The organism is Kutzneria sp. 744 (genome assembly GCF_000568255.1).
In the GTDB taxonomy this organism is placed as follows: Bacteria; Actinomycetota; Actinomycetes; order Mycobacteriales; family Pseudonocardiaceae; genus Kutzneria.
Genome location: NZ_KK037166.1, coordinates 4,472,597 through 4,490,088 on the forward strand (window position 1 = coordinate 4,472,597; position 17,492 = coordinate 4,490,088).

Genomic DNA, 17,492 nt, shown 5'->3' on the forward strand with positions numbered 1-17,492 from the left:
AAAAAGATCACGGCCAGAGAGAGGCCAACTGGCTGGCCCCTGGGCGTGGGCCGCCACCGCCCAACGCGCCTGGTCGCCACCGCGTTACGCCTGCCCGGCCGGACGCGAACCCGTGGTCACGGACGTGACCGCCACGGTGCGTGGGCCGCGCGGCCACGGTGCCGCACCTCGTGTCGACCCCGACACGAGGAGGCTCCGCAGGGCCAAGCGCTTGGCCTCTTGTTGACCAAGGAACCGCCACAGACAATCCATGGACATCTCGTGCAGCATCGACAGCAAAGGACCGAAGTGCCGTGAAATCGACCAACACCACCGAGTCACACTGGGACTCGGAGTGGCAGGACGACGCGACGGTTCCGGTCCTGGCGGCACATCTCGCGAATTGGAGCGAAGTCGCCGCGGTAATCGCAACCGTCGCGCACAGGTCGGCGCTGCCGGTCCTGGTGGGGCTGGGCCACGGCCCAATGCGCTACAGCGAGTTGTCACGCGCGCTGCGCATAGACAACAAACAGCTGAGCAGGGTTCTCCGTCGCCTGAGGGAAGCGCACATCGTGGCCAGGGACGTGAACGGGGCCCGGGGGTCGGTCCAGGTGCGGTACCACCTGACCCCGTCCGGGCAGAACCTGGTGGCGATCCTCGCCGAGCTCGGCTCCTGGCACCTGACTCGTGGATGACGGTCACGCCTGCCGGCACGGCGGGGCACCGCCCACCGAACACAGGGACATCGCGCCGCACGGAGGCACACCTCGATGAGCGCAGCTCGACGAGAGCTCGCCCTGACCCGCACCCTCGGCGCGGACCTACCCGTGCACCGACTCGGCTACGGCGCGCTGCACCTGACCAGTCCGGTTTCTGGGGGCCACCCACCGACCCGGGGAAAGCGGTCCGCGTGCTGCGCAGGGCCGTCGATCTCGGTGTCACCTTCATCGACACCGCCGACTCGTACGGCCCCGACACCAACGAGCAGATCATCCGCCAGGCCCTCCACCCTTACCCCGAGGACCTCGTCATCGGGACGAAGGGCGGACTGCTGCGCTCCGACCCGTCGGACCGGGTCCACGACGACGGCGGGCCGCACATCGTCGCCCTCGCTCGGCCGGCGTACCTGCGCCAGCAGGTCGAGATGAGCCTGCGCAACCTCGGGCTGGACCGCATCGATCTCTACCAGCTCCACCGCATCGACCTTGCCGTGCCGCTCGCCGACCAGCTCGGCGAACTCGTCGGACTCCAGAAGGAACGCAAGATCCGCCACATCGGCATCTCCGGGCACCCCGCGGTCACCGTCGACCTACTCGTTCAGGCCCGCGAGATCGCCGACATCGTCGCGGTGCAGAACCCCTACAACGTCGCCGACCGGACCAGCGAGGACGTGCTGTGCCACGTCGACGAGCACGACACATCGCCTTCATCCCGTGGTTTCCCCTCGGCCATGGCGATCTCAGCGGGCAGGGCAGTCCCCTCGCCGCGCTGTCCGTGGAGTACGGCGCGACGCCGGCGCGGCTCGCCCTCGTCTGGCTGCTGCACCGGTCGTCGCAGATCCTGCTCATTCCCGGCACCTCGTCGATCAGCCACCGCGAGGACAACATGGGCGCCGCCGAGATCGAGCTCGACGAGCGCCGCGGCCGTCGCCGACGCGGTCGCCTGGTCGACGGCACCACCCTGGCGTCCGTCGGCGTCCCCCGACCCCGGGTAGGAGCGAGAGATGCGCAGGGGCCAGCTGGACGGCCCCTTTCCGTCGGCGAAAACCTGTCAGCAAACTGATCATCACAAATACGCCGACATTGATTGTCAACAAGGGAGTCACAAGGTTGTTTGACCAGACCCGGCAGGTCTCACGCGACGACCACACTCAGCACGGTGAGCCGACGAAAAGCGAGCCACCGGACACCGGGCAAAAGGAAAGGACCCGCATCCGCGAGGGAGTGAGCGCTCTCAGCCGCCGACTCTTCGGAACGGGTTCGGACTGCAATCGTGTCGCAATCCTCACACACGGCGTCGTCTCGGAAATCGTGGAAATACCCCGAAAGGCCTCGGACACGGTCGCACTGTTCGGTATCGACGCCCGCCTCTTCTCGATCAGCGCACGCGGGTCGACGAGGGTTCATCCGCACGTCGGACACCCCGCGGCCGGCGACAACGGCGGCCGGACGGACACCACCGCTCCCGGCGATTCCGGTTCCTCGCCCCCATGATCACCGGCATGGCCACGGCTTTCCCCGGCTTGTTCTTTCTGCGACATGTTCACAACTCAATGCCACACACATTCCGCTCGACCAGCCTACCGGCCGATTCTCGCCGACAAAAGGGGCCAGAACCCGACCCGGCATCAAACAATACTATTGTCATGACAACTAAAGAACGCCAATCGCGTCATCGGCCAAAATTGGACAGAAAATCACCCCGCGGCCTCTTGTGATCATCGACGCGAGGCGAGGAGTGTGAGGTCGCGATCACCATGAATAGCATTCCGAATCGAACGTGGCCGACCGCGCGACCCTTCGATTCGGCGCGATTTGCCGCGCACGACGACGGCAATGGAGGTGATTGGACCACGGCGCGACCCGACAACGCATTCCGCATCGTTCACACCAAGAGACAAGTCACACCACAGAGACAAGACCGATAACGGCCGATCACGGGGCGACCGTCGAAGCCGCCCACAGAGGAGCCCTACCATGAAATCAACGCATCCGGCACACCGCCGTACGCTTCCCGTCGTCATCTGGTCCGCGCTCGTCGCCACGCTCGCCACGGCGAGCCTGGCCCTTGTGCCCGCCCAGGCGTCGGCCGCGCGGCAGGCACAGCAGCCGGTCACCCCGGCGGCGGCGCGCTCCACCACCGTCGCCCTGACCAACAACGTGGACTGCGCACTCGTACGTACCGAGGCGCGACTGGACAGTGGCACATGGATCACAGAGCCACCACTGGTCATCAACCAGCGGGGCCGCGGCGAGTGGGGGTCCGAATCAAACCAGCTCCTCAGGGGAACCGAGGGAACCGTCACCTATTTCACAGCAGGCTGCACGGACCCGACCTATAACTACAAGTTGGCCAAGGTCCACTGGAAGAACCCCTACTTCGGCAAGAACGACTACGACGCCAACGGCACCGATCCCCTGTTCCAGGTGTCGTGGCTCGGCTTGGGGGGCAACAGCGATCGCGTGGCCTTCACCCTCGACTACGCCCCACCAGCTGGTTGATCATCACCGGTCCACTTCTCGATTGAGTTGAGAGTGACGCGCAGTACTCACGCCGTGGCCTCGGGGGTTCGATCAGGATCGAACCCCCGAGGCCGTGGTCTTGTGTGGACGTTGCCTCACCGGATTCACTCACGGACCGATCGGGCGCGCTCGCGGCTCACATTCTCGCGGCTTCCTCCAGACGAAGGTAGGACACGAAAACCGTTGCCAGATGGCGCATGTGCGCCGGTGACGCGTATACCCCATGGCGTCACATGCACGCCCCGGCACTTCTCCGCGACCCCAGCCGGGCTCGCCGCGCGGCAGATCCCCCGCATGGCCGATAGGGCGTCCTTGCGGCACATCACGAAAGAGGACTCGCCGTAGAACGGCTCCGCATACATACATCCTGCCGTCCTCGACGGTCAGCGACTGGCGCATCGCCTCGATGACGTCGCCCTGGTCGAATCCGGCGTCCGCGACGGCGACCCAGTCCAGCGGGGCGAGCCTACCCGGGTACAGTTGACCTTGATGCTGGTCCGCCTGATGATGTTGTCCGCGGTCAGCCTTTCCAGATCTTGCATCGGAGGGTTGTTCACCATCACGGCATTGATGGACGAGTCGTCCGCAGAGGTCTCGAACATGGTGGACCGATCAACAGTTCTTGCCATACCAAGATTTTTCGTGACGCCTCGCCCCATCCGGCCTAATTATGACAATATGGCGTGATTATGGCCCGATGTCCAGGAAGCGCGTCACCGACGAACCTCCCCGCCGACGTGACCAGCTTCGTCGGTCGCCGACACGAACTGGCCCAGGTCAAGCAGTTGCTGGCCGCCTCGCGGTTGGTCACGTTGACCGGGGTCGGCGGAGTGGGCAAAACCCGGCTGGCCGCGCGGGCGGCCGCCGGTGTGCGGCGTGCCTTTCCGGACGGAGTGTGGCTGGTCGAGCTGGCCGATCTGCGCGACACCGCACTGGTGGTGCAGACGGTGGCGAGCGCCTTGGGCTTGGGGGACCAATCGTACCAACCACCGTTGTCCGCATTGACCGAATATCTGGCCGATCGGCGTCTCTTGCTGGTATTGGACAGCTGCGAGCACCTACTGGTCGAATGCGGACAAATGGTATACGCGTTACTCACCGACTGCCCGAAACTACGTGTCCTGGCCACCAGCCGTGAACGGCTGGGCATCTCCGGCGAGTCCGTCTGGCCGGTGCCGGTGTTGTCCGTGCCGGACCTGACACAACCGCAGCGGAAGCAGGCAGTGTCCCGGTACGAGGCCGTGACGTTGTTCGTCGATCGCGCTGTCGCGACGGTTCCGGAGTTCCGTCTCACCGAGGACAACTACGTCGCGGTGGCCGACATCTGCCGACTGCTGGACGGAATTCCGCTGGCGATAGAACTAGCCGCGGTGTGGCTGCGGGTGCTCTCGCCGCAACAGATCCTGGACCGGCTGACCGACCGCTACACGCTGCTGGCCCACGCCACCGGCAACACTGGGTTGCGGCACCGGACGTTGCGCAGCTGCATCGAACGGAGCTTCGAGCTCTGCTCGCCGGACGAGCAGCTGCTGTGGACCCGATTGTCGGTCTTCTCGGGCAGCTTCAACCTGGACGCGGTGGAAGCGGTTTGCGCCGGCGGAGGTCTGCGCAAGGACGACATGCTTGAGCTGGTCACCGGACTGGTCGACAAGTCGGTCCTGGTGACCGACAAAAACGAGTGGGGCCCGCGCTACCGGCTACTCAGCACGCTCATGGTGTTCGGGCAGACGAAACTGCGCGACCCCGGCGAACGGACGCGGCTGCGCCAACGGCATCGCGACTGGTTCGAGGAACTGCTGCTCCAGGCCGAACGGGAGTGGATGAGCCCACTGCAGGAGTACTGGCTCGCCCGGTTGGACGTGGTGCACCCCAACATCCGGTCCGCGCTGCGGTTCTGCCTCACCGAGCCGGGTGAGGCGGAATCCGCGTTGCGAATGGCGGTGTGCCTCTGGCGCTTCTACTGGTCGTCCCCCGGCAGGTTCAGCGAGGGCAGGCGCTGGCTCAACCAGGCCCTGGCACAGGCGACGGAACCGAACGTGCATCGCGCCCGGGCACTGCTGGTCGACAGCCAGTTGGCCGTCGTTCAGGGCGACTTCGACACCGGGAGATCACTGCTGGCCGAGGGCAAGGCGCTCGCGGAACAGCTGGGCGACGCCGACTGCCTCGGTCGGCTGGGCTACGCCACCGGTCATCTCGCGCTGTGGGCCGGCGACGTGCCTGCCGCGATCGTGGCCTACGAACAGGCGCTCGCGGCCGGGTCCCCGGACCTGAAGCTGCGAGTCGACACCCTGCACGCGCTTCTGGTGGCCGTGGCCGTGGCCGGTGACGCGCAGCGCGCGCTGACATGCCACCAGGAAGTCATGGCGATCACCGAGCCCACCGGGGAACGCCTCCATCGGTCACACGCGCAGTGGGCGTTCGGATTGTCCGCATGGCAGCAGGGCGACCTGCGGCGGGCGACCGAACTGCAACACCAGAGCCTGCGGCTCAAGCGCGGGCTGAACGACGCCCGGGGCACGGCATTCTGCCTGGAGGCACTGGCCTGCATCGCGACCGCGGCCCATCGGGAGCGCAGGGCCGCGACCCTGCTCGGCGCCGCCGATGCACTCTGGCAGTCAATGGGAACCTCGGTGGCGCCGTTGAAGCCCATCTTCGACTACCACCAGGACTGCGAGCGGCGCACCCGCAGCGGGCTCGGTGAGAAGACGTACGAGGCCGCCTTCCGCGAGGGCGGCAGGCTCACGGTCGACGAGATGGCGGCCTACGCCCTCGAGACGCTGCCAGGAGCGGCGGCGGCGCCGCCCGCTGCGGTCACGCCGCCGCTGACCCGACGCGAGCAGCAGGTGGCCACGCTCATCGCCCGGGGGGCGAGCAACGACGACATCGCGGGTGCGCTCGTCATCAGCCAGCGCACGGCCGAGGGCCACGTCGAGCACATCCTGGCCAAACTCGGGTTCAACTCTCGCATTCAGATCATCTCCTGGTACCTCGAACACCAGGCCCGTTCCCTCCAGGGCTAGGGCGCTGTTCCACGCCCTTCCCGTCGGTCACCGCTCGCAGGATCGTCGACGGTGTCGACCACGCTCCGTATTGACAACTCTCCGTTCGGCGACAACAGGTAGTTCTCCCGTGTTGTCGCTCTGCCATGTCGGGCAGGCTGCACTCCGCGCGACGGCCGCCTGACACGCTCTGTGACACAACCAGGTGCGCACGGACGTTCACCGCGGCATCACTTCCATTGGCTGGCCACACCCGCGCGGCCTGCCGTGCTGCCGGGCATGGAATGACGGAGGGTATGGAATGTCAGCGATGAAGGACCCGAACGCGATGACAGCGAGGGATGACGATCGCGTCGCCAGGGTACAAGAGGCCGTCCGGGCGCTCGCCCGCACCGAGGGCAGGCCGGTCGGGGTCCGACATGTCTGCGAGGCGTGCGCGACGATGGTGCGCGCCGGTGGGGTCGGGCTGTACCTGATCGGGGATCTAGGGTTGGGCGAGCCGATCTATGCCACCGACGGGGTCAGCGAGCGGATCATGGATGTGGAGATCACGGTCGGTGAAGGACCGGCAGTCCACGCCCTCGACGGGCTCAGTCCGATCCTGGCGCCCGAGCTGACGGGGATCCCGAGCATGCGCCGCTGGCCGGCGTTCGCCCCGGCCGCGGTCGAGGCCGGGGCGCCCGCGGTGTTCGCGTTCCCGTTGGTCCAGGACACGATCTCGGTCGGAGCCCTGGAGGTCTACCGCGCGGTCGAGGGCAAGCTGTCCGACGACGAGATCTCCGACGCGCTGTTGTTCGCCGACGTGGCGGTGTCGTTGTTGGCCGACCTGCTCGAGGCCGGTCCCGACCACGCCGAGGAGTTCACCTGCGGCATCGGCGCGCGATGGGAAGAGATACACCGAGCCATCGGCGTGGTGTCGATACAGCTGGAATCCGGTCTGACCGAGGCGTTCCTCAGGCTGCGCGCCCGCGCCTTCGCCACCAGCCGGCCGCTGTCGGAGATCGCCGAAGACGTGCTCACGCAGGGCATGCGGTTCGCCCCGTGACGGCGGCCGGCGAGGGGATCACACGCCCATTCCGCCGTCAACCGGCAGTGCGGCGCCGGTGATGAAACGGGCGGCGTCGGAGGCGAGGAACACCACGGCGTCCGCCACGTCGGCCGTCTCGCCCAGCCGGCCCAGCGGCGTCCGCCCGACCACCGCACCGACCGCCTCCCGCACACTGGCGAACAGGCCGAACGCCACCACGTCCCGAGTGAGCCGGTCGCTCATGCGCGTCGGCACCAATCCGGGCTGGACGCAGTTCACGCGCACGCCGTAGCCGAGCCTGCCCGACTCCGCGGCCGCCACCCGGGTCAGCCGGTCGACACCCGACTTCGTCGCGGAATACGCGGCGATGCCGGGAAAGGCGATGCTCGCCGCGACCGACGCGACGTTGACGACCGCACCGCCGTCGCCGGCCAGCCCGCCCGGGCGCATGGCCCGAAAGGCGTGTTTGATGCCGAGCGCGGTGCCCAGGACGTTCACGTCGAGCATCCGGCGCACATCTCGCGGATCGAGGTCGACGACGAGACCGGACACCTCGATCTCGGCGTTGTTGACCACGATGTCGAGGCCGCCCATGGCGGTGATCGTGCTGATCACCGCCTCTCTCCAGCTCGCCTCGTCGGTCACGTCGAGCCGCTCGAACCGCACGGTAGCCCCGGACCGCGCGAGCGCGTCGGCGGTCGAGCGGTCGAGTTCCTCCTGGACGCCGCCGATGACCACCGCGGCCCCGGCGCGGGCGAGCGCTTCGGCCATGCCTGCCCCCAGTCCGCGCACACCGCCGGTCACCAGCGCGGTTCGCCCGGTGAGGTCGTAGCACCCCATGGCACATGCCTCCTCCACTTAAGCGAGCATCGATCGCTTCCATCGCGACGGGTCGGGGGTCACCGCTCGGCCCGGCCGACGGAGGCCGAGATGAGCATCCTGCCGAGAACGTGAGGGCATGTCGGAATCTCCGTCCCTTGGCCGGTATGCGGCAAGGACCACTACGCGCCTTGCCGACTCGGTTCTTTTCTGCTGCCCGTCCGATAGCGTCGCAGCGGTGACGACAAGGAGGTGGCCCGCCAGGTCGCGCAACCAACATCGCGATCTCAGGATCGCACATCGCGCCCGAAACATCGCGCATGAATACGCATTGGCACATAGCCGGTGATCGCACACGGGGGACAGATAGTGCGGACCGGTATCGGTGTGCCCGAACCATAGCAGACCACACGGAGATGTCATGCCGAAGCGTCGCAAGCTACTGGGTCTCTCCGCGACCACAGCCCTCATGGCCGCGATCGGCGCCATGCTCGGGGCAGCCGCACAAGCAATGGTTTCGACCAGCGTCACCCCGGCCCACCACACGAATTCCCCCTATCCCACGCCGATCCTCCGATCGAGTCAGAAGTGTATGAACGTCGCCCTGGGCTTCACCGACCATCACGCTCTCATTCAGCAGTACCATTGCGACGACACCGACGCCTCCGCATGGTGTGTCAATCACATCGGGGCCGGCTACTACGAGATGGCCGATAAGGGCAGTGGAGAGTACGTCGACGTCGCGGGCGGCTGGGTGGGCGATTCCGTGCCCCTTCAGCAGCACACCTGCCACGGAGGCCACACCCAGCAGTTCAGGTTCGTGCCCGTCGACGGCACCTGCGTCGAACTGTTGACTCGCCACAGCGGGCAGTGCGTCGACGGCAGCAGTCTGGACTGGATTCCGCTCCTGCAGCACACTTGCGACGGCGGCGACGACCAGCAATGGGAGCTTCTGAACTTCCGGTAGGTGAAAACACCCAGGGCGCGGAGACAAAATAGATGCTCGACCACTTCCTCGCCCCGTGGACGAAAGAGCGGGTTCACCACACCTCGACCCTACGCTACACCGGACGGGTGTCGACGGCGCTGGGCCGCTCAGCGGAAAGCGATAAGCGGCTGAGTGGGTGATGCTGACCGCACGGCGACGCGTTCTGTTGCATACGGTCTCCGGCCAGTTCATTCTGGCCTCAGCTGGTGACAACCACCACGTCGCACCGCAGATCGATGAATCACCATGGTGGAGTCCAGGAGCGTGAATGCTGCCGCGGGAACCGGGAGACCTCCTCGCCGGGACAGCGCTCACCCCATCGGGTCGGTGCGCTCACGCCGCTCACACATCCGCGTCGACGCTCCGCCATGACGCCGGTCATCGCCTACGCAAAGCATTTCATTCAGCCGAGGATCATCAAAACCATGACCGTTCCCAACGTGGCCGACCCACGCAAGCGGTTCGCGTACGACCTCGCCCAACGAGGACTGCTGCGGGACCCGAAGCTGCACGCGGCGTTCGAGCAGGTGCCACGCGAAGCCTTTCTCCGCCACTTCTTCCGGCCGGCGCTGGACGGAACGTCGTACGACACAGTCGACTTCCGGCACCCCGCGTGGCTGGACATGGTGTACAGCGACGGCGCCTGGCCCATCCAGCTCGACGGCCGCAGCTGCGCGTGGGAGCTTCCGCACGGCTGCCGGTCGCTCAAGGGCCCGCCCACCAGCACGAGCACGCCGCCGAGCCTGGCCGCGCTGATGCTCGAGCAGCTCGACCTGCACTGCGGGCACCAGGTGCTGGAGATCGGGACCGGCAGCGGCTACACGACGGCCGTGCTCTGCCACCGGCTCGGCTCTCCCCTGGTGACGTCGATCGACGTCGACCCGATGCTGGTCGACAGGGCACGTGGCCGGCTGGACAAGTGCGGCTACTACCCGGCCGTCGGCATCTCCGACCACGTCAGCGGCGACCCGGGCAACGACCCCTACGACCGTCTGATCGCCACCTGTGGCGTGCCGGCGATACCGCCCGACTGGCTCAGGCAGGTCCGCCCGGGAGGCGTGATTCTCGCGCAGATCTATCGCGAACTCGGCGTCAACGCGCTCGTCCGCCTCACCGTCGACGATGAGGACTCGGCGCGGGGCTTCTTCCTGCCGTATCAGGGTGGCTTCGCCCCGACCCGGTCGTACCGGCCGATCGACCCCGGCCAGCGCTTCCGCCGCGCCATCCACCAGCACGGCGCGGTCCGCCCGACCGAGCCCGGACTGGTGCTGGAGCTGCCGGGTCAGACCGCGTCTTTCATCATGCTCGCCGGGCTGCTGATGCCCGGCGTGGCGCGGCTGGATCTTCGGCCGCCGTCCCGCGAGCCGCAGACCTGGCTATTCCACCCCGACGGCTCATGGGCGTGCCACAACACCAGGAGCAACACCGTCGAACAACACGGTTCCCGTCTCCTGTGGGACCAAGTCGAACGCGTCTACCACGAGTGGTGTGACCTCGGTCGGCCGTCGCGCGAGCGCTTCGGGCTCACGGTCACCGCCGAGTTCCAGTGGCTGTGGCTGGATTCTCCCCACAGCGATCACCAGTGGGCGTTGAGCGGAACGGGACCACACGCGTGACGCGGCGCAGACGTCGCCGCCGATGACCAACCATCGTCCTGGGGGAGGGAACCGATGCCACCGCAGTGGAAGGGCCGGCTGCCCGGTAGCGCGACGAATTTCGTGAGCCGTCGTCGAGAACTCGCCGCCGCCCGCAAGTTGCTGTCGACCAGTCGTCTGGTCACGATGACGGGTGTTTCGGGCATCGGCAAGTCCCGGCTGGCGTTGCGCCTGGCGATGGACGTGCGACCGGCGTTTCCGGACGGCGTCTGGCTGGTCGAGCTCGCCGGATGTGACAATGCCGACCTGCTCGCCGAAACCGTCGCGGTCGATCTCGACGTGGACCACCGGTGCGCGTCACCCGTCGTCCAGACGCTGTCCGCGTTCTTCGCGGACAAAATGCTCTTGCTGGTGCTGGATCACTGCGACGGGCTGACGGACGCGTGCGCAGCGCTTATCCGAGCATTGCTGGCGGCCGCGCCGCGGCTGCGCGTCATCGTCACGAGCAGGAACGCGTTGCGGCTGGACGGTGAGCGGGTCTTCCCGGTGCCCCCCTTGACGGTGCCGCACCTGGACCGGCTGCCGCCAGCGACGGGGCTGAACCACTACGGTGCGGTTCGCCTCTTCGCGGCGCGGGCGGCCGCCGCCCGGCCCGGGTTCGTCGTCGACGAGAGCAACTGGGCCGACGTCGCCTGGATCTGCCGGCGGGTGGACGGAATTCCCCTGGCCATCGAGCTCGCGGCCGCGCAGTTGCGCGCGATGCCGTTGCGCCGGCTGGTCGACCTGCTCGACGCGCACTTCCGCGAGCGCACCAAGGCGGTCGACCTGGCGACGCCGCACCGGTTACGGCCACAGCCAGTGATCGACTGGCACTTCAACCTGTGTTTGACGGCGGAACGCCAGGTGTGGAAGCGGTTGTCGGTCTTCACCGGCAGCTGCGACCTCGCGGCCGCCGAGGCCGTCTGCGGGGGCGAGGACGTCCGCGCCGACGAGGTGTCCGGCATCGTGACGAGCCTGCTGGGCAAGGGGATCGTGCACCGCCGCCAGGACGGCACCGCGGACGAGGGGGTCCGCTACCAGCTACTCGCCCCGATCCGCCAGCACGGCCTGGAGCACTGGTCCAGGTCCACGCGGCGGACGGATGCGCGGGTCCGGCACCGCGACCACTACCTGAGCCTGGTGACCCTTGCCGGCGCCGACTGGTTCAGTTCGCGCCAGGTGCTGTGGGGCGAGCGACTGCGCAAGGAGCGTGACAACCTGCGGACCGCGATCGCGTTCTGCCTGACCGAACGCGGCAAGTCCCCGCTCGCGCTTCGGATCACCTCGACACTGCTGCACTTCTGGCTCGCCACCGGCGAACTGCACGAGGGCCGGTACTGGCTCGACCGGGCGGTCGCAGCCGACCTCTCCCCCACCGTCGAGCGCGCCGACGCCCTGTCCGCACGCGCCATTCTCACGACGCTGATGGGCGACGTGGCGCAGGCGCGGTCGTCGCTTGTGGAGGCGGAGGAACTGGCGCGGCGACTGAACAATCGGCGTTCGCAGGCGTACACGAGGCTGGGCCTGTCGATGGCGACCGCCCACCGGGGCGACCTCGCCGGCGCCGTGGTCCTCGCCGAGCAGGCACTCGCCGGCTTCCGCGACACCGACGACCTCGCCGGGGCGCACGCCGCCCTGTCGCAGTTGGCCATTGACGCAGCACTGCTCGGTGACTCCACAGCGGTCGGTCGGGCCGAGGAGGGGCTCGCGCTGTGCATGACAAGGCAGGCCGGCCACGCCATGCCGCACGCGCTGTGGGTCGCGGCGTTCGCCACCTGGCGGTGCGACGAGTTGCGGCGTGCCACCGCCCTGGCCCAGAGCGCGCTGCGACTGCTCCGCCCGGGCAACGATCGACTGGCCGTCACGCTGACGCTGAAGTTGTTGGCATGGATAGCGATCGGACAGAACCAGCACACGAAGGCGGCCCGGCTGCTCGGCGCCAGCTCCTCACGTTGGCTGCCGGCCGAACTGACGGTGGTGGAGTCGCAGCACTACGCGGCGTTCGACCACCAATGTGAGAACAGCTCGCGTCAGAGTCTCGGCGACCACCAGTTCGCCGTCGCCTACCACCAGGGCGCCCAACTCGGTCTCGATCAAGCGATTGGTTACGGCCTGGGCATGCCGGCCGCCGACCGACCGCACACCCAGTGGACACGCCAGCAGGGAACACGCTCGCTGACCCCACGGGAACAACAGGTCGCCGAGCTGATCGCGCAGGGTATGCGGAACAAGGACATCGCGGCCACCTTGCTCATCGCGCGACGCACGGCCGAGACACACGTCGAGAGCATCCTCACCAAGTTGGGCTTCACCACCAGGGCCGACATCACGGCATGGATCACCGACACCGGACAATTCTGACATTTCCTCGTTTTCGCCCGGGGTGTGCAGAGGACGCCGCAGCCGGGTAGGTAGTTCTCCCGTAGCCTCCTCCTGTAACGCGGGCCACACTCACACTCCGTTCGTTCACGCAAGTTCACCCGGTATTCAACATTCAGCGAACGAGGTGATGGGGCTTGACGCTCGACAGCAGCGATCTGGCCGGCGTCGTCGGCACGGCGACGAATCAGTGGCGGGTAATGGTCCCTGACGCGATCACGCCATCAAACATCGTTCCGGGAACGGTCATTTCACAGTCACGATCTCGTTTACCACTGTCCGACCCACCGATGAGGCCACCGTTTCATCCTGTAGAGACGAGGGACCATGACGGCTGAACAACACCACTGCCGGCGTCGGCCACAGCCCGGCTGGCGCGCCACGCTGGCGATCGTCCTCGGCGTGCTGACCGCCTCCCTACTGACAACGGTTGCCCCGGCGACCACGTCGGCCGCTCCCGTCACGTCACAGGGCATCCAAGCACCCGGCGGCCGGCCGGCGCCATCCTATCGGGTCACACTGGTGACCGGCGATGTGGTGACCTACACCGCGCCCGCCAACGCCGCGCCCTCGGCCACGGTTGAGCCGGCGCACAGGTCCGGGCCGCCTCCGGTGTTCTCCATCGGCTCCGGGCACAACGGCTACTACGTAATCCCGTCCGACGCCTCCCCGTACGTGGCCTCGGGGCTGCTCGACCGCGAGCTGTTCGATGTCAAGGAGCTTGTCGCCGAGGGGTTCGACGACTCCTCCGCCAAGGCGCTGCCGTTGATCCTCGGATACGGCGACCATCCGTCCGGCGACGTCCTGACCCGCCGGGCGCATGCCCTGCCCGCGGCTGGCAGGGAGCTGTCGCTTCCCGGCGCGGGAGCGGCCGCGGTCCAGGTCGGCCGGGGCGGTCTCACCGGCTTCTGGCAGGCATTCGTCGATGCGCAGGCAAACCCGCGGTTCGCGCCGGCCGACCACACCGGCACCGACCACATCAGCAAGGTGTCGCTCGACCGCCGGGTCCGAGCCAGCTCGGACCAACAACTGCAAGGCACACAACAGATCGGCGCGCCCACGGCGTGGGCGGCCGGACTGGACGGCACCGGCGTCAAGGTCGCCGTGCTCGACACCGGCATCGACACGGGCCACCCCGACCTGGCCGGCAGGGTCGTCGACGCCGCCAACTTCACCTCGGATCCAGACACCGGCGACGGCTTCGGCCATGGCACGCATGTCGCTTCCATCCTCGCCGGCTCGGGGGCGGCCTCCGGCGGCATGTACCGTGGTGTCGCGGACGGCGTGCAGCTGCTCAACGGCAAGGTGCTCGACAGCACCGGCTACGGCACGGAATCCAGTGTGATGGCCGGCATGCAGTGGGCGGTCCAGGCCGGCGCGCGGATCGTCAACATGAGCCTCGGCGCCGGCGCGACGGACGGCACCGACCCGCTCAGCTCGTTGGTGGACAGCCTCACCGCCCAGACCGGAGTGCTGTTCGTGGTCGCCGCGGGCAACGACGGCGCGGCCATGCAGGTGGAGACGCCCGCGTCGGCGGCCTCGGCGCTGGCGGTCGGAGCCGTCGACTCCTCCTATCACATCGCGAGCTTCTCCAGTGCCGGACCTCGCCTGCAGGACGCCGCGGTCAAGCCGGAGATCACCGCGCCGGGCGTCGGCATCATCGCCGCCCGAGCGCGGGGCACCTCGCTGGGCAATCCGGTCGACGACCGGTACACCAAGATGTCCGGCACGTCCATGGCCACCCCGCACGTGGCCGGCACGGCGGCGTTGTTCGCGCAGTCCCATCCGAATTGGCACGCCGCCGAGCTGAAGGCGCTGATCACCTCCGGCGCGAAGGACTCCGGCGCTCCGTGGTACCAGCAGGGCACCGGCTGCGTCGACGTGCCCACCGCGATGGGCAGCGCGGCGCTCGGCCCGCCCACGGTCTCCCTGGGTCGACTGTCCAATCAGGACAATAAGGCGACGCGCGCGGTGACGTACACCAATCTCACCGACAAGCCCGTCGAGCTGTCCTTGGCCGTGTCCATGAGCGAATGGGACGGCGACCGCGCACCCGCCGGCTCCGCCCGGCTGGACAGGACATCCGCCTCCATACCGGCCAACGGCCAGACCACCGTCAACCTCGCCGTGGACACCGCCGCCGGCCCCACCGGCCCCTACGGCGGCGTGATCGTCGCGACCACACGGAGCGGCACGCCGATCCGCAGCGGCATCAGCTTCTACTCCGCGCCCCGGACCTTCCCGCTGACGGCCACCGTGACCGACTCACGCGGTGCTCCGGCGACACCAGCCGGCGCACAGCTGACCATCACGCGCGACGACTACGACTGGGCACATCCCGAGGCCAACGATCCGTTCATCCCGCCGGTGCTCACGGTGCCGTTGACGAACGGCACCGGCACCATTCAGGTGCCCGCGGGCAGTTACTCGACATCGACGGTCACGGTGGAGCAGGACATGACCGTCCGGCGGGCGAACCTCCTGGTGGCCGCGGCGACCACTGTGGACGGACCGACGACGATCTCACTCGACGCGCGCAAGGCCGTGCCCGTCGGCGCCTCGACGGGGCAGCCGACGGATCTCCGGGAGCAGTTCGTCTCGGTGCAGCGCGACCTGCCCGGCAACCCGCTGCCCGCGTCCAGCGCCTTCCTCGCTCCCTCGGCGGGATGGCAGACCTACGTGACGCCCACCGCCGCCACGCGGCACGGATCGATCTCGGCGGCGGACCGGTTGACCCTGAGCCAGTCGGTGGTCGACCTCGAGGTGCGTGCGCCGAGCCGGGTGGCCCTGCATCCGCTCTACGACCCGGCCGGCGTCGCCGGCAAACTCCCCACAGGCACGGATGTCCCGCTTGCGCTCGTCGCATCCCCGAACGCGGCGGACTTCCAAGCGGCCGCTGTCAAGGACAAGCTCGCCGTGGTGGGCGTCGTCGTCCCATCCGGGACGGCGGACCCGACCGACTATCTCTGGCGGGCGGTGCAGCAAGCGGCGAGCACGGCGAGCCAGCAAGGCGCTATCGCCCTCCTGCCGTATGTCGACGCCGCGGACGCGTTGCCGATCGCCGGCCTGACCGGCGTCGGGCTCCCCGTGCTGTCGCTCAGCGGCAAGGAAGGGCGGAGGCTGGCCGAACTCGCCAGGAGCGGCCGGAGCACGGTGTCGCTGCGCGCCAAGGCACAGCCCGACTACATGGACAACCTGTTCTTCCGCGACCGCAACGGCATCTCCGCGGACCAGGTTCGCAAGGTCGATCACGCCGACCTGGTCAAGATACCGACCAGGTACCACGGCGACCTGCCCAACCTGGTGTTCAAGAAGCAGTGGTTCGCCTTCCCCACCGACGGCTCGTTCGGCATGGCGCTGACCGGAACGCTGCTGCGCGGTCCCACCGCCTTGGTCGAGTACGTCGGACCGGCGGACGACCACGTGTACTGGAAGCGGGGCGTGTCGGAGTTCGCCCCCGACGCCGCGGGGAATCCGGACCGGTCGACGATGTTCAGCCTGGTGTCGAACGACGTGTTCCGCAGTGCCGGCCCGCGGCCGGTGGAGAACTGGTTCGAGGCGCCGATCCACGGCGGCGGTGCGCAGCAGAGCGCGTCCCCCGCCAACACGGCACCGATGCTGTGCGCATTCTGCCTCAGCGACACGGGGCGGTTCGTGCCGGCGTTGCAGTGGATGGACTCCACACCGGGACACACGGTCGATCCATGGCAGAGTGGGCAGTACCTGCCCGTGGTGCATCTGTTCCAGGACGACAAGGAGATCTCGGGTATCGGCGGCCTACCCATCGCCGCGCCCGAGTTCGCACTGCCGAGCACGAACGCGACCTACCGCCTCCAGACCGTGGACAGCCTGCCCTCGAAGCCGGCGTTCGGGTGGCCGAGCACGGCGGTCCAGCGCACGGCCACCCAGACCACCACGTCGTGGGCCTTCCGGCCGCAACTGCCGGCCGGCCCGCTGCCACCTGGCTACCACTGCCTGCAGGACTGGTCCGCGTGTGCCTACCAGCCGCTGCTCCAGGTCAACTACGCCCTCGGCCTGGACCTGCTCAACCAGGCTCCCGCCGGCCAACCGCACACCCTTCAAAGGTCACCGTCGGCTACCACTCGGCGGTCCTGCCACCGGCCCAGGTCACCCAGTTGCGACTGTGGTACTCGACCAATGACGGCACCACCTGGCAGCAGGCGGTGGTGAGCGGCGGCTCCGGGGGCCAGTACCAGGTTCGCGTCGCTGATCCGGCACGGGGCGCCCTGGGGACGACCGGGTTCGTGTCGCTCCGGGTGGAGGCGTCGGATCTGGCGGGCAACCGGATGAACCAGACCGTTCTGCGCGCGTACGCGCTCACCGACAAGCTGGTCGAATGACAAGTCGGGCCTAGCGACGAGCGTGACGGGTGGTGCCACCCCTGCCAGGCACCACCCGTCCGCG

General features: G+C 68.1%; 12 protein-coding genes and 1 pseudogene. 12 read left to right on the forward strand and 1 reads right to left on the reverse strand.

The features are described from left to right. The first annotated feature begins 293 nt into the window (after nt 1-293). From KUTG_RS20135 to KUTG_RS20155, 7 genes and pseudogenes are all read left to right on the forward strand, one after another. Nucleotides 294-674 (forward strand): winged helix-turn-helix transcriptional regulator, encoded by a 381-nt coding sequence (locus KUTG_RS20135; protein ID WP_043718793.1) that lies wholly within the window; start codon nt 294-296, stop codon nt 672-674. After that, nucleotides 671-1,333: pseudogene (locus tag KUTG_RS20140) on the forward strand (aldo/keto reductase); the annotation flags it as partial. The gene KUTG_RS20135 and the pseudogene KUTG_RS20140, both read left to right, overlap by 4 nt. 140 nt (nt 1,334-1,473) lie before the next feature. Then, nucleotides 1,474-1,761: an aldo/keto reductase gene (locus KUTG_RS66335; protein WP_369794488.1), complete on the forward strand. Its 288-nt coding sequence runs from the start codon at nt 1,474-1,476 to the stop codon at nt 1,759-1,761. 47 nt (nt 1,762-1,808) lie between these two features. Next, entirely contained in the window at nt 1,809-2,192 is a 384-nt protein-coding gene (locus KUTG_RS58745) for a hypothetical protein (RefSeq protein ID WP_157494661.1), read from the forward strand. 483 nt (nt 2,193-2,675) lie between these two features. Beyond that, nucleotides 2,676-3,200 (forward strand): aegerolysin family protein, encoded by a 525-nt coding sequence (locus tag KUTG_RS20145; RefSeq protein ID WP_043718795.1) that lies wholly within the window; start codon nt 2,676-2,678, stop codon nt 3,198-3,200. A 758-nt stretch (nt 3,201-3,958) separates the two neighbouring features. Then, a complete protein-coding gene (locus tag KUTG_RS20150; RefSeq protein ID WP_052395036.1) occupies nt 3,959-6,241 on the forward strand; it encodes an ATP-binding protein in 2,283 nt (760 codons plus the stop codon). A gap of 307 nt (nt 6,242-6,548) precedes the next feature. Then, entirely contained in the window at nt 6,549-7,265 is a 717-nt protein-coding gene (locus KUTG_RS20155; protein WP_157494663.1) for an ANTAR domain-containing protein, read from the forward strand. Nucleotides 7,266-7,283: 18 nt separating this feature from the next. Here KUTG_RS20155 and KUTG_RS20160 read toward each other — a convergent pair whose 3' ends face one another. Continuing rightward, nucleotides 7,284-8,087: an SDR family NAD(P)-dependent oxidoreductase gene (locus tag KUTG_RS20160; protein WP_043718797.1), complete on the reverse strand. Its 804-nt coding sequence runs from the start codon at nt 8,085-8,087 to the stop codon at nt 7,284-7,286. A gap of 400 nt (nt 8,088-8,487) precedes the next feature. Between KUTG_RS20160 and KUTG_RS20165 the strand changes: the two genes are divergently transcribed. The 5 genes from KUTG_RS20165 (at nt 8,488) to KUTG_RS58750 (ending at nt 17,428) form a co-directional block, all read left to right on the forward strand. Beyond that, nucleotides 8,488-9,033 (forward strand): RICIN domain-containing protein, encoded by a 546-nt coding sequence (locus KUTG_RS20165; protein WP_084579542.1) that lies wholly within the window; start codon nt 8,488-8,490, stop codon nt 9,031-9,033. A gap of 446 nt (nt 9,034-9,479) precedes the next feature. After that, a complete protein-coding gene (locus KUTG_RS20170) occupies nt 9,480-10,670 on the forward strand; it encodes a methyltransferase domain-containing protein (protein WP_043730020.1) in 1,191 nt (396 codons plus the stop codon). 54 nt (nt 10,671-10,724) lie between these two features. Then, nucleotides 10,725-13,049, forward strand: a complete 2,325-nt coding sequence (locus tag KUTG_RS20175; protein ID WP_043718799.1) for an ATP-binding protein — start codon at nt 10,725-10,727, stop codon at nt 13,047-13,049. Nucleotides 13,050-13,589: 540 nt separating this feature from the next. Next, complete coding sequence (locus KUTG_RS20180; protein WP_052395040.1) at nt 13,590-17,258, forward strand: S8 family peptidase; 3,669 nt, start codon at nt 13,590-13,592, stop codon at nt 17,256-17,258. Beyond that, nucleotides 17,255-17,428, forward strand: coding sequence for a hypothetical protein (locus tag KUTG_RS58750; protein ID WP_198047237.1), 174 nt, complete (start codon nt 17,255-17,257; stop codon nt 17,426-17,428). Before KUTG_RS20180 ends, KUTG_RS58750 begins: the two co-directional genes overlap by 4 nt. The last annotated feature ends 64 nt before the right edge of the window (nt 17,429-17,492 follow it).

What these genes read in the sequence shown, in the direction of transcription:
- KUTG_RS20145 (WP_043718795.1), top strand. Translation starts at nt 2,676, where the DNA reads ATGAAATCAACGCATCCGGCACACCGCCGTACGCTTCCCGTCGTCATC.
- KUTG_RS20155 (WP_157494663.1), top strand. Translation starts at nt 6,549, where the DNA reads ATGACAGCGAGGGATGACGATCGCGTCGCCAGGGTACAAGAGGCCGTC.
- KUTG_RS20160 (WP_043718797.1), bottom strand. Translation starts at nt 8,087, where the DNA reads ATGGGGTGCTACGACCTCACCGGGCGAACCGCGCTGGTGACCGGCGGT.
- KUTG_RS20165 (WP_084579542.1), top strand. Translation starts at nt 8,488, where the DNA reads ATGCCGAAGCGTCGCAAGCTACTGGGTCTCTCCGCGACCACAGCCCTC.
- KUTG_RS20170 (WP_043730020.1), top strand. Translation starts at nt 9,480, where the DNA reads ATGACCGTTCCCAACGTGGCCGACCCACGCAAGCGGTTCGCGTACGAC.
- KUTG_RS20175 (WP_043718799.1), top strand. Translation starts at nt 10,725, where the DNA reads ATGCCACCGCAGTGGAAGGGCCGGCTGCCCGGTAGCGCGACGAATTTC.